At 69.6% G+C, this 17,887-nt stretch carries 12 protein-coding genes; 5 read left to right on the top strand and 7 right to left on the bottom strand.

What is annotated here, in order from left to right:
• From xdhB to ACWF79_RS26405, 3 genes are all read right to left on the bottom strand, one after another.
• Complete coding sequence (gene xdhB, locus ACWF79_RS26415) at nucleotides 1-2,439, bottom strand: xanthine dehydrogenase molybdopterin binding subunit (protein ID WP_453730639.1); 2,439 nt, start codon at nucleotides 2,437-2,439, stop codon at nucleotides 1-3.
• Nucleotides 2,436-3,902, bottom strand: a complete 1,467-nt coding sequence (locus ACWF79_RS26410; RefSeq protein ID WP_453730638.1) for a xanthine dehydrogenase small subunit — start codon at nucleotides 3,900-3,902, stop codon at nucleotides 2,436-2,438. The genes xdhB and ACWF79_RS26410 overlap by 4 nt, the downstream gene beginning before the upstream one ends.
• A 337-nt stretch (nucleotides 3,903-4,239) precedes the next feature.
• The gene (locus ACWF79_RS26405) at nucleotides 4,240-4,767 is read right to left on the bottom strand and encodes a putative immunity protein (protein WP_453730637.1); all 528 of its coding nucleotides are present in this window, start codon (nucleotides 4,765-4,767) and stop codon (nucleotides 4,240-4,242) included.
• Between the two features lie 451 nt (nucleotides 4,768-5,218).
• On the opposite strand from ACWF79_RS26405, the gene ACWF79_RS26400 reads away from it, so the two are divergent.
• Both ACWF79_RS26400 and ACWF79_RS26395 read left to right on the top strand, forming a co-directional pair.
• Nucleotides 5,219-6,019 carry a DUF4389 domain-containing protein gene (locus tag ACWF79_RS26400; RefSeq protein WP_453730636.1) on the top strand — a complete coding sequence of 267 codons (801 nt, stop codon included), beginning with the start codon at nucleotides 5,219-5,221 and terminating at the stop codon, nucleotides 6,017-6,019.
• Nucleotides 6,020-6,227: 208 nt separating this feature from the next.
• Complete coding sequence (locus tag ACWF79_RS26395) at nucleotides 6,228-7,727, top strand: DHA2 family efflux MFS transporter permease subunit (protein WP_453730635.1); 1,500 nt, start codon at nucleotides 6,228-6,230, stop codon at nucleotides 7,725-7,727.
• A 200-nt stretch (nucleotides 7,728-7,927) separates the two neighbouring features.
• On the opposite strand, the gene ACWF79_RS26390 is transcribed toward ACWF79_RS26395, so the two are convergent.
• The 4 genes from ACWF79_RS26390 to ACWF79_RS26375 all read right to left on the bottom strand — a co-directional run bounded on the left by ACWF79_RS26390 (nucleotide 7,928) and on the right by ACWF79_RS26375 (nucleotide 14,482).
• Nucleotides 7,928-9,358, bottom strand: coding sequence for an endo-1,4-beta-xylanase (locus ACWF79_RS26390; protein ID WP_453730634.1), 1,431 nt, complete (start codon nucleotides 9,356-9,358; stop codon nucleotides 7,928-7,930).
• Between the two features lie 427 nt (nucleotides 9,359-9,785).
• A complete protein-coding gene (locus ACWF79_RS26385; protein ID WP_453730633.1) occupies nucleotides 9,786-11,243 on the bottom strand; it encodes a glycoside hydrolase family 43 protein in 1,458 nt (485 codons plus the stop codon).
• Complete coding sequence (locus tag ACWF79_RS26380; protein ID WP_453730632.1) at nucleotides 11,240-13,459, bottom strand: glycoside hydrolase family 3 N-terminal domain-containing protein; 2,220 nt, start codon at nucleotides 13,457-13,459, stop codon at nucleotides 11,240-11,242. The genes ACWF79_RS26385 and ACWF79_RS26380 overlap by 4 nt, the downstream gene beginning before the upstream one ends.
• Nucleotides 13,460-13,468: 9 nt before the next feature.
• The gene (locus ACWF79_RS26375; RefSeq protein ID WP_453730631.1) at nucleotides 13,469-14,482 is read right to left on the bottom strand and encodes a LacI family DNA-binding transcriptional regulator; all 1,014 of its coding nucleotides are present in this window, start codon (nucleotides 14,480-14,482) and stop codon (nucleotides 13,469-13,471) included.
• 232 nt (nucleotides 14,483-14,714) lie between these two features.
• On the opposite strand from ACWF79_RS26375, the gene ACWF79_RS26370 reads away from it, so the two are divergent.
• The 3 genes from ACWF79_RS26370 to ACWF79_RS26360 are packed head-to-tail and all read left to right on the top strand — an operon-like array spanning nucleotide 14,715 to nucleotide 17,843.
• Nucleotides 14,715-16,010, top strand: a complete 1,296-nt coding sequence (locus tag ACWF79_RS26370; protein ID WP_453730630.1) for an extracellular solute-binding protein — start codon at nucleotides 14,715-14,717, stop codon at nucleotides 16,008-16,010.
• Complete coding sequence (locus tag ACWF79_RS26365; protein WP_453730629.1) at nucleotides 16,003-17,016, top strand: carbohydrate ABC transporter permease; 1,014 nt, start codon at nucleotides 16,003-16,005, stop codon at nucleotides 17,014-17,016. The genes ACWF79_RS26370 and ACWF79_RS26365 overlap by 8 nt, the downstream gene beginning before the upstream one ends.
• The gene (locus ACWF79_RS26360) at nucleotides 17,013-17,843 is read left to right on the top strand and encodes a carbohydrate ABC transporter permease (RefSeq protein ID WP_453730628.1); all 831 of its coding nucleotides are present in this window, start codon (nucleotides 17,013-17,015) and stop codon (nucleotides 17,841-17,843) included. The genes ACWF79_RS26365 and ACWF79_RS26360 overlap by 4 nt, the downstream gene beginning before the upstream one ends.
• The last annotated feature ends 44 nt before the right edge of the window (nucleotides 17,844-17,887 follow it).

The raw sequence follows: 17,887 nt of genomic DNA, 5'->3' as shown, positions 1-17,887 counted from the left end.
TCAGGCACCGCTCAGCGCTTCCGCGTCGGTGCGGACCGTGCCGTCGGCGTGCCCGTTACCGGCGCGGTCCGCGGTGACGATCCCCTCGCGGGTGTCACCGCTCTGGGGATCGTCCTTTTGGCGAGCCGCCTGGATCGCCCAGTACACCGCCTCCGGCGTCGCGGGCGACGCCAACTCGACGCCGACGCCGCTCGGACCGAACGCGGCAGCGGCCTGCCGCAGCGCCTCCCGTACCGAGAACGCCAGCATCAGCGGAGGCTCACCCACCGCCTTGGACCCGTAGACCGCGCCCTCCTCGGAGGCGTTCTCCAGCAGCGTGACGTTGAACTCCTCGGGCATCTCGGAGAAGCTCGGCAGCTTGTAGGTGCTCGCGGCCTGCGTCAGCAACCGACCGCGATGGGGCCCGTCACCGGCGTCCCAGCGCATGTCCTCCAGGGTCAGCCAGCCCGCGCCCTGCACGAAGCCACCCTCGACCTGACCGATGTCGATCATCGGGGAGAGGCTGTCGCCGACGTCGTGCACGATGTCCACCCGTCGGATGCGGTACGCACCGGTGAAGCCGTCCACCTCCACCTCGGCCGCGGCGGCGCCATGGGCAAAGTACTTGAACGGCGAGCCCCTGAACGTCTTCGCGTCCCAGTGCAGACCCTCGGTCCGGTAGAACCCGGCCGCCGACAACTGCACCCGCTGGAAGTACGCCGTGCGCACCAGGTCGTCCCAGGCCAGCTCCTTGTCGCTGCCCAGCGTGCGCGCGACGCCCTCGACGATGCGTACGTCCGAGGCATGCGAACCCAGCTGTGTGGCGGCCACCTGAAGCAGCCGTTCGCGCAGCTGCTCGCAGGCGTTCTTCACCGCGGCGCCGTTGAGATCGGCTCCTGCACTCGCGGCGGTGGCGGAGGTGTTGGGCACCTTGTCGGTACGTGTCGGGGCCAGCCGCACCTTGTGCAGCGGGATGCCCAGCGTGGTGGCGGCCACCTGCAGCATCTTGGTGTGCAGGCCCTGGCCCATCTCGGTGCCGCCGTGGTTGATCAGGACCGAGCCGTCCTTGTAGATCAGCACCAGCGCGCCGCCCTGGTTGAAGGCGGTGAGGTTGAACGAGATCCCGAACTTGAGGCCGGTGATCGCAAGGGCCCGCCTGGTGTGCGGGTGCGCGGCGTTGAAGGCGGCGATCTCGCGCCGGCGATCGGCGATGCCGGCGTTCTCCTTGACCTGCTCCCAGACGGCGGAGATCCGCTCCGGCTGAACGACCGGCTGCCCGTACGGCGTCGACTGGCCCTGGCGGTAGAAGTTTCGCTCCCGCAGCTCCATCGGGTCCAGGCCGAGCAGCGGCGCGCACCGGCCCATGATGTCCTCGATCACCAGCATGCCCTGCGGTCCGCCGAAGCCGCGGAAGGCGGTGTTGGAGACCTTGTTGGTCTTGGCGATGCGACCGGCGATGCGCGCGTGGGGGATCCAGTAGGTGTTGTCGATGTGGCACAGCGCGCGGGCCACCACCGGCTCGGACAGGTCCAGGCTCCAGCCGCCGTCCGCGGTCAGGGTGGCGTCCAGGGCCTGGATACGGCCGTCGGCGTCGAAGCCGATCTTCCACTGGGCGTGGAACCCGTGCCGCTTGCCGGACATGGTCAGGTCCTGGGTCCGGTTGAGCCGCACCCGCACCGGCCGGCCGGTCAGCCGGGCGCCCAGCGCGGCGACGGCCGCGAAACCGTGCGGCTGCATCTCCTTGCCGCCGAAGCCGCCGCCCATCCGCAGACACTGGACGGTCACCTCGTGGCTGTGCAGACCGAGGACGTGGGCGACGATCTCCTGGGTCTCGGAAGGGTGTTGGGTGCTGCTCTGGACGAAGACCTGCTCGGCCTCGTCGACGTAGGCCAGCGCCGCGTGCGTCTCCAGGTAGAAGTGTTCCTGGTCGGAGAACTGGAACTCGCCGGTGAACACGTGCGCGGAGTCGGCGAAGCCGGCGTCGACGTCACCGGTCGTCATCACGGGCCGGGCGCCGTGGAAACTGCCGGCCGCCATCGCGTCCTTCAGCGTGACCAGGGAGGGCTGTTCGTCGAGTTCGACCTCGACGGCCGCGGCACCGAGCCGGGCCGCCTCCAGGGTCTCGCCGAGCACCCAGGCGACCGCGTGGCCGTGGAACATGACCGTGTCGGGGAACAGCGGTTCGTCGTGCTTCATCCCGGCGTCGTTGACACCGGGCACGTCGGCACCGGTCAGCACACGGACCACGCCGGGCACGGCGAGCGCGGGCTCGGTGCGCAGCGCGGTGATCCTGCCGTGGGCCTTCATGACCTGGACAGGGTAGGCGTGCAGGACGTGCTTGGTGCGGTGGACCAGGTCGTCGGTGTAGAGCGCGGTGCCGGTGACGTGCTGGGTGGCACTCTCGTGCGGCATCGAGACGCCGACGGCAGGCTTCTCGGGGCGCTGGGACAAGTGGCTCATGAGGAAACCGCCTCGGTGGTCTGCGCGTACAGCTTCCGCAGGCTCTGGCCGAGCATCGCGGAGCGGTAGGCGGCGCTGGCGCGGTGGTCGTTCATCGGTGTGCCCTCGGCCCGCAGCACCGGCGCCGCGGCCTCGACGGTCTCCGCCGTCCACGGCCTGCCCTCCAGGGCCGCCTCGGTGGAGAGGGCGCGGATCGGGGTGGCGGCCACGCCGCCCAGGCCGATACGTGCCTTGCGGACGATGCCGTCCTCGACGTCGAGCGCGAAGGCGACCGCCACGCTGGAGATGTCGTCGAAGCGCCGCTTGGCGATCTTGTGGAAGGCGACGACCGGCGAGAGCGGCAGGGGGATGCGTACCGCGCGGATCAGCTCGCCGGGACGGCGCACGCTCTGCCGGTAGCCGGTGAAGTAGTCTGCGAGGGGAACCTCGCGCTCACCGTCGGCGTCGGCGAGCACCACCGACGCCTCCAGAGCGAGCAGTACCGGCGGGCTGTCGCCGATGGGGGAGCCGGTGCCCAGATTGCCGCCGAGGGTCGCGCCGTTGCGGATGAGCCGCGAGGCGAACTGCGGGAACAGCTGGGCCAGCAGCGGGACTTCGCCGTCGAGGCGGCGTTCGATCTCGGTGAGCGTCAGCGCCGCCCCGATCTCGATGGAGTCGGATTCGACGCGTAGCTCCCGCAGTTCGGGGAGTCGGTCGATCGCGACGACACAATCGGCCCGGCGGGAACGGATGTTCACTTCCACGCCCCAGTCGGTGGAGCCGGCGACCACCACCGCGTCGGGACGCTCGCGCAGCAACCGCAGCGTCTCGCTCAGGGTGCTCTTCCGCAGGAACGCGCTGCCGCCCTGGACGTATGCGGTGGCGACCGGTGCGGGCGGCGACTGTTCACGGCGCTGCGCCAGCGGGTCCTCGACGGTGGGCGTGCCGACGGCGAACGCGGCGTCGCGGATCGGGCGGTAACCGGTGCAACGGCACAGGTTTCCGCTCAGCGCGTGCAGATCGAAACCGTTCGGTCCGTGCTCGGGGTCGGGCTCGGCGCTTTCGGCCGACGCGTGCGCGCAGCGGTCGGGCCGGTAGTACTCGGCGGCCATGCTGCAGACGAATCCCGGCGTGCAGTAACCGCATTGGGAGCCGCCGCGGACCGCCATCTCCTCCTGCACCGGGTGCAGGGTGGGCGCCGTGCCCGGTTCGCCGGCGGTGGCGAGACCTTCGGAGGTGATGATCTCCTGGCCGTCGAGCGCCGCGGCCGGGACCAGGCAGGCGTTGACCGCCACCCAGTCGGTGGGCTTGTTCACCCCAGGGCGGGCCACCAGCACCGAACAAGCGCCGCATTCACCCTCTGCGCAGCCCTCCTTGGTGCCGGTGAGACCACGCTCGCGCAGAAGATCCAGCACGGTGGTGTGCGGCGCAGCCGGTGAGATCGGAGTTTCTTTCCCGTTGACCGTGATCTGCGCCTCTACCATGACAGGCCTTCGTTTCGGTGCGCGATCGGTCGGTTCTTCATGTTCGCCAATGTCGGGCAGCTTTCTGTGTTCAGACGCGCCACGTCGGAGAAGCGGGCGCAAAACGGCACGCGAAAAGGGGCGTGCCAGGAGGCGGTGAAAGAGAAAACCTGGAATGTGCCACGGACGGGCACATCGGAACGGCGTCGTCAGCAGCCGTGCGCGATACGACCCGGAACCCAGACCGTGGTGTGGGCGAGGCGACTCAGATCAGAGCTGGTGTACATCTGCTGGTCGCCTCCTCTCGGTCGTCGTGGATCTATGTGGACCGCAAGCTAGTGGCTGGCGCCACAGCCGGTCAAGAGGCCGGCCTCTGGTCGAACACCGACCAGCAGATGTCGTTGCGCAGCCGCTGGTCGTCAAGGACGAGCTCACGGATCGCCTCCGGGAGCTGATCCCGCTGCCACTGACACTCGAGGCGTCCGGCGGCCTCGCCCTCGCCTTCCGGCGCCGCCGCACGTACGGCCTTGATCGCGTACGCGGCCGCGCCGAGCTCGTGAGCGGCGACGTGGGCGACGGCCCCGGCCTGGCCGGCGGCGTACGCGGCATGCCGTGCCGCGCCACGCAGGTCTCTGGCAGCCCCCATCGCATGGCCGCCCGCCGCGCGGGCCTGCATCATCTTGACCTCACCACGCACCCACGCCCGCGCGTGCTCGATCGCCTGGCGCGGCCGCGGGTCCCCAGGCTGGGCCGTCTCGAAAAGGCCAAGGACGTGCTCCGCACATGTGGCAGCCCAGAGAGCCAGGAGACGATGATCCGCATCGATGAGAGTCCCACCACGGCGGATCGTCACGAAGCGAGGGTCCCGGACCTTCGGGAGGATCATGACGTGCCGCCCTTCCGTGGCGCATCGGCGCGGCCGTACGGGCTCCTGGACGAGCCCACCGACCACCTCGACATCCAACACCAGCTGGTGCTGAGGGAGCGACCCGTGCCGCTCTCCTGAACCCCCGTCTGCGGGGATGTCGTCCAGCGGATCGGCGCCGAGCGGGTCGACGTCGTGTCGATCGTCAGCGACAGGAGCCGCCCTTCCGGCAGGTGGAGACTCCACGGCCGTGCCGGGGGGCGAAGACATGCCCGAAGCCAGGTTCGGCGCCTCCGTACGGGCGTGGCATGGCAGGCAGCCGCGAGCGCCGTCTGGAAAGGCGGTGGGTCGGGGCTTCGGGTGGTGGCCCGTGTGGTCCCAGTGGCCCCTGTCGCGGTGCGAAGGGCGGTCGGCTGCGGCAGCATCGACGTGACCTGGGAAAGCACGGGGAGCGGGAGAGACGGAGGCGGCCATGGCAGCAGGTTGGGAGCCCCGGCCCTCGGCCTACGCCGATGCCGAGGGAGCCGAATGGCGGCCGGCGCTGGACGTGCCCGCGCCGGGGCAGCAGCGTCGCTGGACGGTGTTCCTGCGCTGGCTGCTGCTCCTGCCGCAGTTCATCGTCGTCGCCGTGCTGTCCTTCGCCGCGTTCTTCGTCACGATCGCGGGCTGGTTCAGCGCCCTGGTCCTGGGCCGTCTGCCCGAGCCGATCGCGTCCTTCCTCGGCTCGGTCCTCGCCTACCAGACCCGCGTCTCGGCCAGTGCGGCCCTTCTCGTCGACCGATACCCGCCGTTCGCCTTCGACGCCCCGGACTACCCGGTGCGCATCGAGCTGCGCGCCACCCCGCTCAACCGGCTCGCTGTGCTGTTCCGGCTGATCCTGATGATCCCGGCGGCGATCGTCAGCAACCTCGCGCAGACCGGCTGGTTCGCGATCAGCTGGGTGTTCTGGCTCATCGGCATCGTCCTGGGCCGGCTGCCCGAGCCGGTCTTCGGCGCCACGGCGGCCGTCGTCCGGTACCGGATGCGGCTGTCGGCCTACGTGACGATGCTGACCCCGGTGTATCCCAAGGGGCTCCTGGGCGACGCCCCCGACGCAGCAGCGCAGCCCGCGTACTCCGCGACGCGTCCGCTCCGTCTGAGCACCGCCGCGCTGGTACTGGTCTGGCTCTTCCTGCTCCTTGGTCTCGTGGGTCATCTGACGTCGGGCACGGTCGACTACGACGACGCGGAGTACGACCGCTCGGCGGCGTCCGCCGCACGTGTCGCGGGGTGACCGTACCGAAGGGCAAGGATCTGTACGGCGGTCCGCTGCGCGAGGAACACCCTTGATCCTGCACGGCCTCGTCCCGGCTCGGCAAAATCGTTTGTGCTCGGGCGGCGGCACCGACAGGATCGGGGTACACCGATGAGTTCTTCCCGGCGGCGCGGTCTGTGAGTGTGAGCTGCCACGTGCGGAGGACACTCACATGACGGAAGGCGCCATGCCCGCAGCACACGCAACACCCACCCTCTCGCCCGCCCGCGTCACCGCCGTGTTGCGGATTCTCGTACTGTCCACGTTCGTCGTTCTCCTCAACGAGACGATCATGGTCAACGCGATCCCGCGACTCATGCGCGAGTTCGAGGTCACCGCGGCAGCCGCAGGGTGGCTGTCCACGGCCTTCATGCTCACCATGGCTGTCGTCATCCCGGTGACGGGGTGGTTCCTGCAGCGCGTGACGACCCGGACCGCCTTCACCCTGGCCATGGCGCTGTTCCTCGCCGGCACGACTCTGGCCGCGGCCGCGCCCGCCTTTCCCGTGCTCCTGGCCGCCCGCGTCATCCAGGCCAGCGGCACCGCCGTCATGATGCCGCTGCTCATGACGACGTTGATGACCCTCGTGCCCCCGCACGAACGCGGCCGAGTCATGGGCAACATCACCCTCGTCATCTCCGTCGCACCCGCCCTCGGCCCCGCGGTCTCCGGTGTGCTGCTGCAGCTGGGGACATGGCGCCTGCTGTTCCTGGCCGTGCTGCCCATCGCCGGAGCCATGGCCGTCTTCGGCCGGAGCAAACTGGTCAACATCGGCGAGCCGCAGGCCGGCCCGATCGACTGGTTGTCCGTTCCGCTGGCGGCGGCGGGCTTCGGCTCCCTGGTCTACGGCCTGAGCGGGCTCGGTGCCGGGGACGCGGCCCAGGCCCCCATGCCGCCGTTGGCCATGACCCTGGCCGGCGCCGCACTGGTGGGCCTGTTCGTATGGCGACAGCTGGCACTTCAGCGCTCGTCCACGCCGCTGCTGGACCTGCGGGCCCTGACATTCCGTCACTTCTCCGTGGCGCTTGGCCTGATGTGCCTGTCCTTCATGGCGCTCATGGGTGCGTTCATCCTGCTGCCGATCTATCTGCAGGAGGTCGGCGGCCTGACTTCGCTGCAGACCGGGCTGCTCCTCATCCCGGGCGGCCTGACCATGGGCCTGCTCGGACCGCAGGTCGGCAAGCTCTACGACCGACTCGGCGCACTCCGCCTGGTCGTACCCGGAGCCGTGGTCACCGCGCTGTGCCTCGCGCTGTTCGCCCTCACGGGCGAGCAGACCTCGCCGTGGCTGGTGCTCGCACTCCACGTGGCGCTGAGCGCCGGCATGGCGTTCGTCTTCACCCCCGTCTTCACATCGGGCCTGTCCGTGCTGCCGCCGCACCTCTACCCCCACGGCTCCGCCATCCTGGGCTCGCTCCAGCAGGTCGCGGCCGCGGCCGGCACCGCCCTGGTCATCAGTGTCATGTCGGGACGCGCCGCCACGGCAGCAGCCGAGGGCGCCGACCCGACCAGCGCCCTGGCCACCGGCATCCGGTGGGGATTCGGCATCGGCGCCGTGATCGGCACCCTGGCCGTACTGGTCGCGCTGCTGGTCCGCACCCCGCCCGCTCCGCAACAGCCTGCCGAGACGGAGACCCAGGACGAGGACGGCACCACGACGAGCAAGACCGCCCACACGTCGACCTGACACCTCGACCGACTGCTGATCGGAGCGCTGCAGGGCGCCTGCCGGGCGGAAGCTCGGTCAGGCGCCTTTTCGCTGCCTCCCCGAAGAAGTCGAGCTTCTTCGGGGAGCTCACCAGCAGGTTCTTCGTCTGCTCGTGGTACGGGATGCGCGGCCCTTCTGGCCGGCAGAAGGGGCCGTCGTGGGGGTTTCGCCCTGGCAGGTCAGGTGCGGGTCCAGCGTTGGTTGCTGCCGCCCGCGCAGGAGTAGAGCCGGATCAGGGTGCCGTTGGCCGTGCCGTTGGCGGCGGCGTCAAGGCAGAGGCCGGACTGGACGCCGACGATGGATCCGTCGGAGTTGAGGCTCCATTTCTGGTTGTCGCCGCCCCAGCAGCTGTAGATCTGGACCTTGGTGCCGTTGCCGGTGCCGGCGGCGTCCAGGCACTTGTTGCCGTAGACCCTGAGCTCACCCGCGGCGGTGTAGGTCCACTGCTGGTGGGTGCGGTTGTTGCAGTCCCACAGGTTGACCTGGGTGCCGTCGGTGGTGCTGCCGCCGGGCACGTCCAGGCAGCGGCCTGAGCCGACGCCCTTGATCTGACCTGAACCGGCCGGGGGTGTGGGGGAGGTGCCGTTGAGTGCGTTGAGGACGGAGGTGTAGGCGGGCTTCTTGCTGCCGTCGCCGTTGAACAGCAGCGGCGAGTGCTCCGGTCGCCAGGAGTCGGTGTCGCGCACACCCCAGACGGTGATGCCGAGGCAGCGCGGGACTGCCAGGCAGTCGTTGGTCACGTTGGCGTAAGTCGTGGCCGAAGCGCCCTGGATGTCGAGCTCGGTGATGGCCACATCGACGCCGAGGGCGGCGAAGCTCTGCAAGGTGGTGCGGAAGTTGCTGTTGTAGGGGCTGTCGTTGTTGAAGTGCGACTGGAAGCCGACGCAGTCGATCGGCACGCCGCGCTGCTTGAAGTCTCGGACCATGGCGTACATGGCCTGGGTCTTCGCCCAGGTCCAGTTCTCGACGTTGTAGTCGTTGTAGCAGAGCTTGGCGGCCGGGTCGGCGGCGCGCGCGGTACGGAAGGCGACCTCGATCCAGTCGTTGCCGGTGCGCTGCAGGTTGGAGTCGCGCCGGGCTCCCGAGCTGCCGTCGGCGAAGGCCTCGTTCACGACGTCCCACTGGGTGATCTTGCCCTTGTAGTGGGCCATCACGCCGTTGATGTGGTTGGTCATGGCCTGACGCAGGGCGCTGCCGCTGAGGCTCTGCATCCAGCCGGGCTGCTGGGAGTGCCAGGCCAGGGTGTGGCCGCGCACCTGCTTGCCGTTCTGCACCGCCCAGTTGTAGACGCGGTCACCGGCGGAGAAGTTGAACTGGCCCTGCTGGGGTTCGGTGGCGTCGATCTTCATCTCGTTCTCCGCCGTCACCGAGTTGAACTCGCGGCCCGCGATCGTCGTGTACGCCGAGTCGTTGAGCCTGCCCGAGGCGATGGCGGTGCCGAAGTAACGGCCGCTCTGCGCCGCCGCGCGGCCGAGCGTGCTCTCGGCGGCGTGTGAGGTCGTCGGTGCCACCAGCACGGCGGCCGAACCGAGGACGCCGACGACGAGGGCCGCACACAGGCCGCCGATCTTCCGGCGGACGGTGTTGGGGGGAATGGCATTCAAGCGCATGGCTGAGCCTCCAGGACAGAAATCACGGAAGGACGGGAGCGCGGCAGATTGAATCCGGGTGAGCGGCGCCCGCGGCCATTGACAAAAGACGTTCACCATCGGGGCGGCGTGACGATCCAGGGCTGGCACCCGGCACCGGGACGGACGGGCGAAAATCCGCTTCGGATTCAGTGTGGAAATTTGACCGAAGCATGTCAACAGTTTCGAAAGGCTTTCGAGAGACTTCCCTCAAAACGCAGCCGTATGGCGGAGTTGTGCTGCGCAAGGAGCCACCGAAAGTTTTCGGCGAGGATCGCAGTGGGGAGGTGAACGGCGGCTCCCGAGGAGAGATCCCGCCATGATCGAGTATTTTATTCAGCTCGCATCTCTGGGACGTCGAATTCCGTCGCCCGTGAGTGGCCACCCCGTTGAAGCTGGGAGCGGGACTTCACCCGCAAACCCGCCGGCTTGGGTACGTGATGTCGAACCTCGTGAAGTGGGCCTGGTTCGTGGAGGGGCGGCCGTTGGAGGTGGCGTAGAGGCCGAGCTGGACGCTGGTGAAGAGCGGGGTGAGGAAGGTGGCTTCGACGGTGGTCAGGTCCTGCCAGGCGCCGTCGGGTGCCGCATGGGTGAAGGTGTGGCTGAAGCCGCGGACGCGCACACCCAGGCGAATGGGGCCTGGGGGGACCGGAATGCCGGCCAGGACCTCGGGCCCGTGGCGGAGGCTGAGTCCTTCCGTGGTGCGGAGGAAGAGGAGGTGGGTGTCGTCGTCGAGGACTACGGCGAGGCCGGCCTGTTCTTCCGGTGCCGCGGGGGTGAAGTGCAGTTCGGTGGAGACGTCGCAGTCGGGCTGTTCCTGGGGGCGGACCAGGAGGGACGGGGCGGTGCGTTCGCCGAGGCGTTCGGGGCGGAGCTGGAGGCGCAACCCGTCCCCGGTGGTCCAGAACCGCGACGCGGGTGGGGTCCGCAGGGTGCTCCAGTCGGTGGAGAGGGTGGCGAAGTCGTCGTGGAGAGGGCGGCGAAGACCGGTGGGGGCGACGGGGGAGAAGACCGGCCAGCCGTCGTCCCAGGCGATCCGGCTGAGGAAGGTCTCGCGGCCGAGGGCGGAGCCCGGGCGCACGCCCAGGAGGACGGCCCGCCAGTCGCCGTACGGGGTTTGGACGAGGTCGGCGTGCCCGGTGCAGGTGACCGGGCCCTTGGCGGGTGGTAGCACCGGGTTGCCGGGGGCACCCTGGTAGGGGCCGGTCACGCGGTCGGCGCGGGCGGCCACCACGCTGTGGTCCACATCCGTACCGCCCTCGGCGGTGAGCAGAAGGTAGGTGCCGTCGATCTTGTAGAGGTGCGGGGCTTCCGACCATCGGGCGCCGGGGTGGCTGCCCGACCACAGGACGTGCTCGGGTCCCGTGAGCCGTCGTTCGCGGGGAAGGTATTCGCGCATCCAGATCTCGGTGCGGCCGGCGGCCTCGTCCAGCACGCGGGAGGCGGTGAACCAGGCCCGGCCGTCGCTGTCGTCCGCTCCGTCGTCGAAGAACAGCGACGGGTCGAAACCCTCGCCTTCCAGCCAGTGCGGTTCCGACCACGGCCCCGCCGGGTCGGTCGCCGTGACGACGAAATGGCCGGGGCCGTCCATCAGCGTGCAGACGAGATGGAAGACCCCGTCATGGTGCCGGATCGTCGGTGCGAACAGGCCCCGTGAGGGCTCGCACCCGTCGAGGTCGAGCTGGGACGGCCGGTCGAGCGCGGAGCCGAGACGCCGCCAGTTCACGAGATCGCGGCTGTGGAACACGGGAAGGCCTGGGAACCATTCGAAGCTGGACGTCACCAGGTAGTAGTCCGCTCCCACTCGGCAGACGGACGGGTCGGGTCGGAACCCGGGGAGCACGGGATCGCCGAACGACGTGGTCATGGAACCGGGACGATCTCGACCGGCACGGACAGCACTCGGTCGGCCGCCGGGTGACGTACGGGGCCCTGCAGAGTGAAGGAGCCCTGGAGCGGGAGGTCGCCGCTGGACCGTCCGACGGCCACGCCGATCTCACCGGGCTCCACTCTTCTGCGCAGGTCGAGGCCGGTGAAGGAGGTCCGGTCGGCATGGACGGAGAAGGCGATCCGGGCCGCCGCGCCCGGCTGCAGCTCGACCCTGCCGAATCCGGCGAGCCACCGCTGCGGCCGGACGACGGACGCCTCGGGGTCCGAGAGGTACAGCTGGACCACCTCCGTCCCGGCCACCTCGCCGACGTTGCGTACGGTGACCGAGACGGAGACGGCTCCGTCCGTCGCGGCGACGGGATCCACCGAGAGCTCCGAGTAGGTGAAGCTGGTCCAGCTCAGCCCGTGCCCGAAGGGGAACAGTGGGGTCGGGTCCACCGAGCTCCAGTCGGTGTGCCCGCCGAGTCTGGCGTGCAGGTAGGTGCCGGGCTGGCCGCCGACCTGGCGGGGGATGGAGACGGGCAGCCGCCCGGACGGTTCCGCGGCTCCGCGGATGATCCGGGCGAGCGCCGTCCCGCCCTCCTCGCCGGGGAAGAAGGCCTGCACCACGGCCGATGCGCGCGCGGCCAGCGTGCCGAGCGCGTAGGGCCGTCCGGAGACGAGGACCAGGATGGTCGGCACTCCGGAGTCCAGGACGGCGGAGGCGAGCGCGGCCTGGTCGCCAGGCAGGTCGAGGGTCTCGGCGTCGCAGCCCTCTCCGGAGGTGCCCCGGCCGAACATGCCGGCCCGGTCCCCGAGCACCAGCACGTTCACGTCCGGATCGTCCGCGGTGACCGTGAACCCGGCGGCGGTGAGCGCCTCTGCGAGCGTCGGGATCTCAAGTCCGAGGTCGCCGGGCAGCGCGACGTGGTTGGGGAAGGAGTAGCAGCCGAGGAAGGACTGAGGGTCGTCGGCGTACGGCCCGAAGATCGTGACCCGGCACGGCTCAAGCGGCAGGGTGCCGTCGTTGGCGAGCAGCACGGTGGACCGCTCGGCCAAGAGCCTGGCCAGTGCCCGGTTCTCCGGTGGGTCGAGTTCGACCGGCTCGGGCTTGACGGGTTCCCAGTCGGGGTCGAGAAGGCCGAGTTCGGCCTTCTGCAGCAGGACCCGTTCCGCGGCCCGGTCGATGAGTTCCTCGGGTACGGTTCCCGACCGCACGAGTTCGGTCAGCGGCTCGCCGTAGCAGCGGGCCGTGGGCAGCTCGACGTCGATTCCGGCGGTCAGCGCCAGTGCGCCTGCCGCGCCGCGCGATCCGCTGACGCCGTGCCGGGTCTCCAGGAAGGAGATGGCGTAGTAGTCGGCGACGACGACACCGCTGAAACCGAGCTCACCCCTGAGCAGCTCGGTCAGCAGCCGTCCGTCGGCGGCCACCGGGACGCCGTCCACGTCGGTGTAGCTGTTCATCACCGACCGGGCGCCTCCCTCGCGCAGTGCCCGTACGAAGGGCTCGACCAGCACGTCGGTGAACTCGCGCGGCCCCGCGGCGACGGGGGCCATGTTCCGGCCGCCGCGGGAGGCCGAGTACCCGGCGAAGTGCTTGAGCGTGGCCACGATTCCGGCGCCTTCCAGGCCCTGCACATAGGCGGTGCCGATCGCTCCGACGAGATAGGGATCCTCGCCGATGCACTCCTCGGTCCTGCCCCACCGGTAGTCACGGACCACGTCGAGCACCGGAGCCAGCCCTTGGTGGACGCCGACCCGCCGCATCCCCGCGCCGATGGCGGCGGCCATTTGCCGCACGAGCCCGGGATCGAAGGACGCGCCCCAGGCCAGCGGCCCGGGGAAGACCGTCGCCCCGAACGTCATGAACCCGGTCAGGCACTCCTCGTGAGCGACCGCCGGGATCCCGAACCGGCCGGCTCCGGTCACCTGCTGCTGGAGCGAGGCGAGCCGCTCCATCCCGGCTTCCGCGGAGATCGGCGCGGTGCCGTACACCCGGGTGAGCTGGCCGAGCCCGTGGGCGACGATGTCGTCGAAGCTGGGGGCGGACTCGCCGGAATCGTCCTCCATCGGCGCGACAGGTGCTCCCGGGTTCGAGGGCAGGGCCCAGAAGCCGGCGAGTTGCCCCGCCTTCTCCTCCATCGTCATTCGTTTCATCAGGTCGGCGACTCGCACGGACGCGGGCAGGAGGGGGTCCCGCCAAGGCTCGGTCAAGGGGTTCTCCTAGTGACGGGGCGGGGCGGTGGAGTGCCGGACCTTGAGCTCGGTGGAGAGCTCCATCCGGGGGCTGACCAGAGGCTGGTCCTCCAGAAGCTGGAACAGCGTGCGGGCGGCGAGCCGACCCATCTCCTCCAGCGGCTGGCGGACCGTCGTCAGCGGAGGTGACAGCCATTCACACATCGGCAGGTCGTCGAAGCCGACCACGCTGAGGTCCCTCGGGATGCTCAACCCGCCCTGCCGGGCTGCTTCGTAGACGCCCATCGCCTGTTGGTCGCTCCCGGCGAAGATGGCGGTCGGCGGGTCGGGCAGGGCGAGCAGCTCCTGGGCGCGCCGGAAGCCGTCCTCGTGCTGGAAGTCGCCGAACCGGATCAGTTCGCGGTCCACCTCGACCCCGGCCCGCTCCAGCGCGGTCCGGTACCCGTCGATGCGGGCCTGGCTGCAGAGCATCTCCTTGCGCCCGCCGATCGCGGCGATCCGGCGGTGCCCCAGCTCCAGCAGGTGCTCGGTGGCGGCGAGGCCGCCCGCCCAGTTGGTCGCGCCGATGCTCGGGACGCCGTTGCCCGGCAGGTCGATCGGGTCGATGACGACCAGCGCCACCCCGGCCCGTTCGACCTGGGCGCGCTGGGCCTGGGTGACCGAGGCGGTGACGAGGATGACGCCGTCGCTGTGGTGCAGGACCGGCAGCGCGGCCCAGCTCGACGGCGTGGCCTCGCCCGGCGGGAGGAGCGAGACGACGGTACCGACGCTCCGTTGTGCGCACTCGGCCTCGACGCCGCGCAGGATCTCCACCGCCCACGCGCTGTCCAGACCTCCGATGATCAGGTCGACCAGGCCCGACCTGCGGGCCCTGCCCTGTCGCCCGGGCGGGAGGTAGTTGTGAGATCGCAGCAGGGTCTCGATCCGTTCACGTGTCGTGGGTGCGACATCGGAGCGGCCGTTGATCACCTTGGACACGGTGGCCTGGGAGACCCCCGCCTCCGCGGCGATGACGGCCAGGGTCGGACGCTGCTCGCTCAACTTCTCTCCTCTGCGCGGACGCCTTGACCGGCGACAAGTACCGCAAACTTTTCGAAGAGTTTCCGGTCGGCGTGACCAGCTTGTCAAGCCCCAAAAGGCCTGCCGCCTTTGGGTAATTCGGTGCCAGGCCTTGACCGAGAAGCCTCGCGTTCCTAGTTTGTGGCAGCACTGAATTCGAGAGTGTTACGAAAAGTTTTCGACTCCCATCGGCAATCCCTACTCCGGAGGTCCCATGGCCAGCACCCCCCCGAGTCGACGGAACTTCCTGGCGCTGTCGGGCCTGACCGCACTGTCCGTCTCGCTGACCGCTGCCTGCGGCGGTGGCGAGGACTCCGGCGGCAGGCGGGGCGCCGACGGCAAGGTGACCTTCGCGTGGTGGAACATCGCCACGACGGAACCGGGCAAGTCCCTGTTCCCGCAAATCGCCTCGGCGTTCATGGCCGCTCACCCGAACATCAGGATCGAGACGACCTCGTTGGAGAACGAGGCGTTCAAGTCCAAGCTGACCGCCACCACCTCGTCCGGCAAGCTCCCCGACGTCTTCCAGACCTGGGGCGGCGGCGTGCTGCAGCAGCAGGTCGACGCGGGCCTGGTCGAGGACCTCACCGACGCGTTCGGCTGGTCGTCCGACCTCACCCCGGTGTCGCTGCAGGCCTATCAGATCGGGGGCCGGACCTACGGAGTTCCCTACGACATAGGCATGGTCGGCTTCTGGTACAACAAGAAGCTCTTCGCCAAGGCCGGGGTCGCCGCGCCGCCGGCCACCTGGGCCGAGTTCCTCGAAGTCGTCACGAAGCTCAAGGCGGCGGGGGTCACTCCGATCGCCCTCGCGGGCAAGGAGAAATGGCCAGGCCACTACTACTGGGCCTACCTCGCGATGCGCGTCGCGGGCCTCCCCGCGCTGCAACAGGCCGCGACCGCCAAGGACTTCACGGGCGCCGGCTTCGTCCAGGCCGGTACCCACCTCAAGGAGCTGGTCGACCTCCAGCCGTTCCAGACGGCCTTCCTCGGCGCCGGCTACGCCACCCCTGGCGGTCAGGCCGCGACCATGGGCAACGGCAAGGCCGCGATGGAGCTGATGGGGCAGTGGGCGCCGTCGGTGCAGAAGGACGCGGGCGCCGACCTCGGAGCGGACCTGGGCTTCTTCCCCTTCCCGACGGTCGACGGCGGAGTCGGCCGGGCCACCGAGGTGTTCGGCGGCGGCGGCGGCTTCGCGCTGCGCAAGGGCGCCCCGAAGGAGGCGCTGGACTTCCTGAGGTTCTTCGTTCTGGAGAACCAGTCCAAGCTGCTGGCCTCCAACGGCTACCTGCCGGTGGTCAAGGGTGCGGAGCGCCGGCTCACCGACGCCAACAAGAAGGTGGTGGCCGACAGCCTGGTCAAGGCGACCGGCTTCCAGCTCTTCCTCGACCAGGCCTACCCGCCGGCGGTCGGCCAGGAGGTCAATGACAGCGTCGCCGACCTCATCGCGGGCAAGAAGACGCCCGAGCAGGTCACCCGGTCGATCACCGAGGCTGCGAAGGGTGCCTAGCTCCGTGGCCACCCCGACCAAGGGCCCGACCAAGGACCCGGCCGAGGAGCGGACGGAGGGCGCCGTGCCCGTGCGCCCGCCCGCCCCGGCCCGGTCGCTCCTGCGCGGGCTGGGAAGCTGGGCGTCGATCGCCTGGTTCCTCGTTCCGGCGCTGGTCCTCTTCCTCGTCTTCGTCCTCGCCCCGATCGCCGTCGCCGTCCACACCAGCTTCTTCAAGTGGGGCGGGGTCGGCCCCATGGACGACTTCGTCGGCTTCGAGAACTACGCCAGGCTGTTCGCCGATCAGGTCTTCCTCGGCGACATGGGGCGCGGGCTCTACATGATCGTCCTGTCGATCACGGTGCAGTTGCCGTTCGCGCTCTTCACCGCGGTCCTGCTCAACCAGAGGCTGCGCGGCCGGGCCGTCTACCGGATGCTGTTCTTCGCGCCGTACATCCTGTCCGAGGTGGTCACGGCGGTCCTCTTCACCATGATCTTCCTTCCCGGCGCCGGCATGGCCGACCATCTCGTCGGCGCCCTCGGCCTGGAGGGGCTGCAGGGCAAGTGGCTCGCCGAACCCTCGACGGTCATGCCGACCCTGTTCGTGGTCATGACCTGGAAGTACTTCGGCTTCCACATGATGCTCTTCCTCGCCGGGCTGCAGAGCATCCCGCGCGAGATCCTCGATGCCGCCTCCATCGACGGCGCCGGCGCCTGGCAGCGCTTCCGGTACGTGACGCTGCCGCTGCTCGGCCCGACGATCCGGATCAGCGTCTTCCTCTCGATCATCGGGGCCATCCAGCTCTTCGACCTCGTCTGGGTCATGACCGCGGGCGGTCCCAACCACGCCTCCGAGACGATGGCGATCTCGATGTTCCAGTTCGGGTTCAAGCGCTACCAGGTCGGATACGCCAGTGCGATCAGCGTGGTGCTGTTCATGATCAGCCTGGTCTTCTCCCTCTTCTACCAGCGGTACGTGCTCCGCCGTGACCTGAGCGGGGCCGTCACCACCGGAGGTGGCCGATGAACGCCCGCAAGGCGGCACGCGGCCTGTCGCTGCACGCCGTGGTCTGGTTGATCGGCGCGTTCGTCGTCGTGCCGCTGATCTACGCGGTGATCTCCGGGTTCAAGAGCACCGGTGAGCTGACGACCAATCCGTTCGGGCTGCCGGAGCACTGGAAGACCGGCAACTACACCGGCATCCTCGGCGACGGAATGTTCTGGCGGCAGATCGCCAACAGCGCGGGCATCGCGATCGGCACGACCTGCTGCACGGTCGCGGCCTCCGCCATGGCGGCGTACGTACTGGCCCGCTACGCCTTCCGGGGCAGGGAGCTGTTCTACACGCTGTTCACGATCGGGCTGATGTTCCCGTTTGCGGTGGCCGTCCTGCCGCTGTTCCTGCTGCTGCGCAACTTCGACCTGCTCGACAACCCGCTCGGAGTGGTCCTCCCGCAGGCCGCCTTCGGGCTGCCCATGACGATCATCATTCTGCGCGGCTTCTTCCGGACCATCCCGGCGGAGGTCGAGGAGGCGGCCATCATGGACGGCTGCGGCAAGTTCCGCTTCTTCTGGAAGATCCTTCTGCCGATGGCGCGTCCGGCGCTCGGCACGGTCTCGGTGCTTGCGATCGTCGCGAGCTGGAACAACTTCTTCCTGCCGCTGCTGGTGTTCAACGACCCGAAGTGGCAGACGATCCCGGTCGGCGTCCAGCAGTTCCAGGGCCAGTACTCGACCGACTACGCGCTCGTCCTCGCCTACATCGTGCTCGCCATGGTCCCCGCCCTCGCCTTCTACGCAGTCGCCGAACGGCAGCTGATCGGCGGCCTCACCGCGGGCGCCACCAAGGGCTGACCCGCGCCGCTGATCCGTTCCGCTTGACCTCCACCCCCGAGGAG

The sequence above is a fragment of the Streptomyces sp. NPDC054975 genome (genome assembly GCF_053609105.1).
Note: the sequence above shows the minus strand (reverse complement) of the source record. Positions and strands in the feature narration are given on the sequence as shown.

Excerpts from the sequence above, each read along its gene's own strand:
- ACWF79_RS26400 (WP_453730636.1), top strand. The coding sequence starts at position 5,219 with ATGGCAGCAGGTTGGGAGCCCCGGCCCTCGGCCTACGCCGATGCCGAG.
- ACWF79_RS26405 (WP_453730637.1), bottom strand. The coding sequence starts at position 4,767 with ATGATCCTCCCGAAGGTCCGGGACCCTCGCTTCGTGACGATCCGCCGT.
- xdhB (WP_453730639.1), bottom strand. The coding sequence starts at position 2,439 with ATGAGCCACTTGTCCCAGCGCCCCGAGAAGCCTGCCGTCGGCGTCTCG.
- ACWF79_RS26395 (WP_453730635.1), top strand. The coding sequence starts at position 6,228 with ATGCCCGCAGCACACGCAACACCCACCCTCTCGCCCGCCCGCGTCACC.
- ACWF79_RS26370 (WP_453730630.1), top strand. The coding sequence starts at position 14,715 with ATGGCCAGCACCCCCCCGAGTCGACGGAACTTCCTGGCGCTGTCGGGC.
- ACWF79_RS26410 (WP_453730638.1), bottom strand. The coding sequence starts at position 3,902 with ATGGTAGAGGCGCAGATCACGGTCAACGGGAAAGAAACTCCGATCTCA.
- ACWF79_RS26390 (WP_453730634.1), bottom strand. The coding sequence starts at position 9,358 with ATGCGCTTGAATGCCATTCCCCCCAACACCGTCCGCCGGAAGATCGGC.
- ACWF79_RS26385 (WP_453730633.1), bottom strand. The coding sequence starts at position 11,243 with ATGACCACGTCGTTCGGCGATCCCGTGCTCCCCGGGTTCCGACCCGAC.
- ACWF79_RS26360 (WP_453730628.1), top strand. The coding sequence starts at position 17,013 with ATGAACGCCCGCAAGGCGGCACGCGGCCTGTCGCTGCACGCCGTGGTC.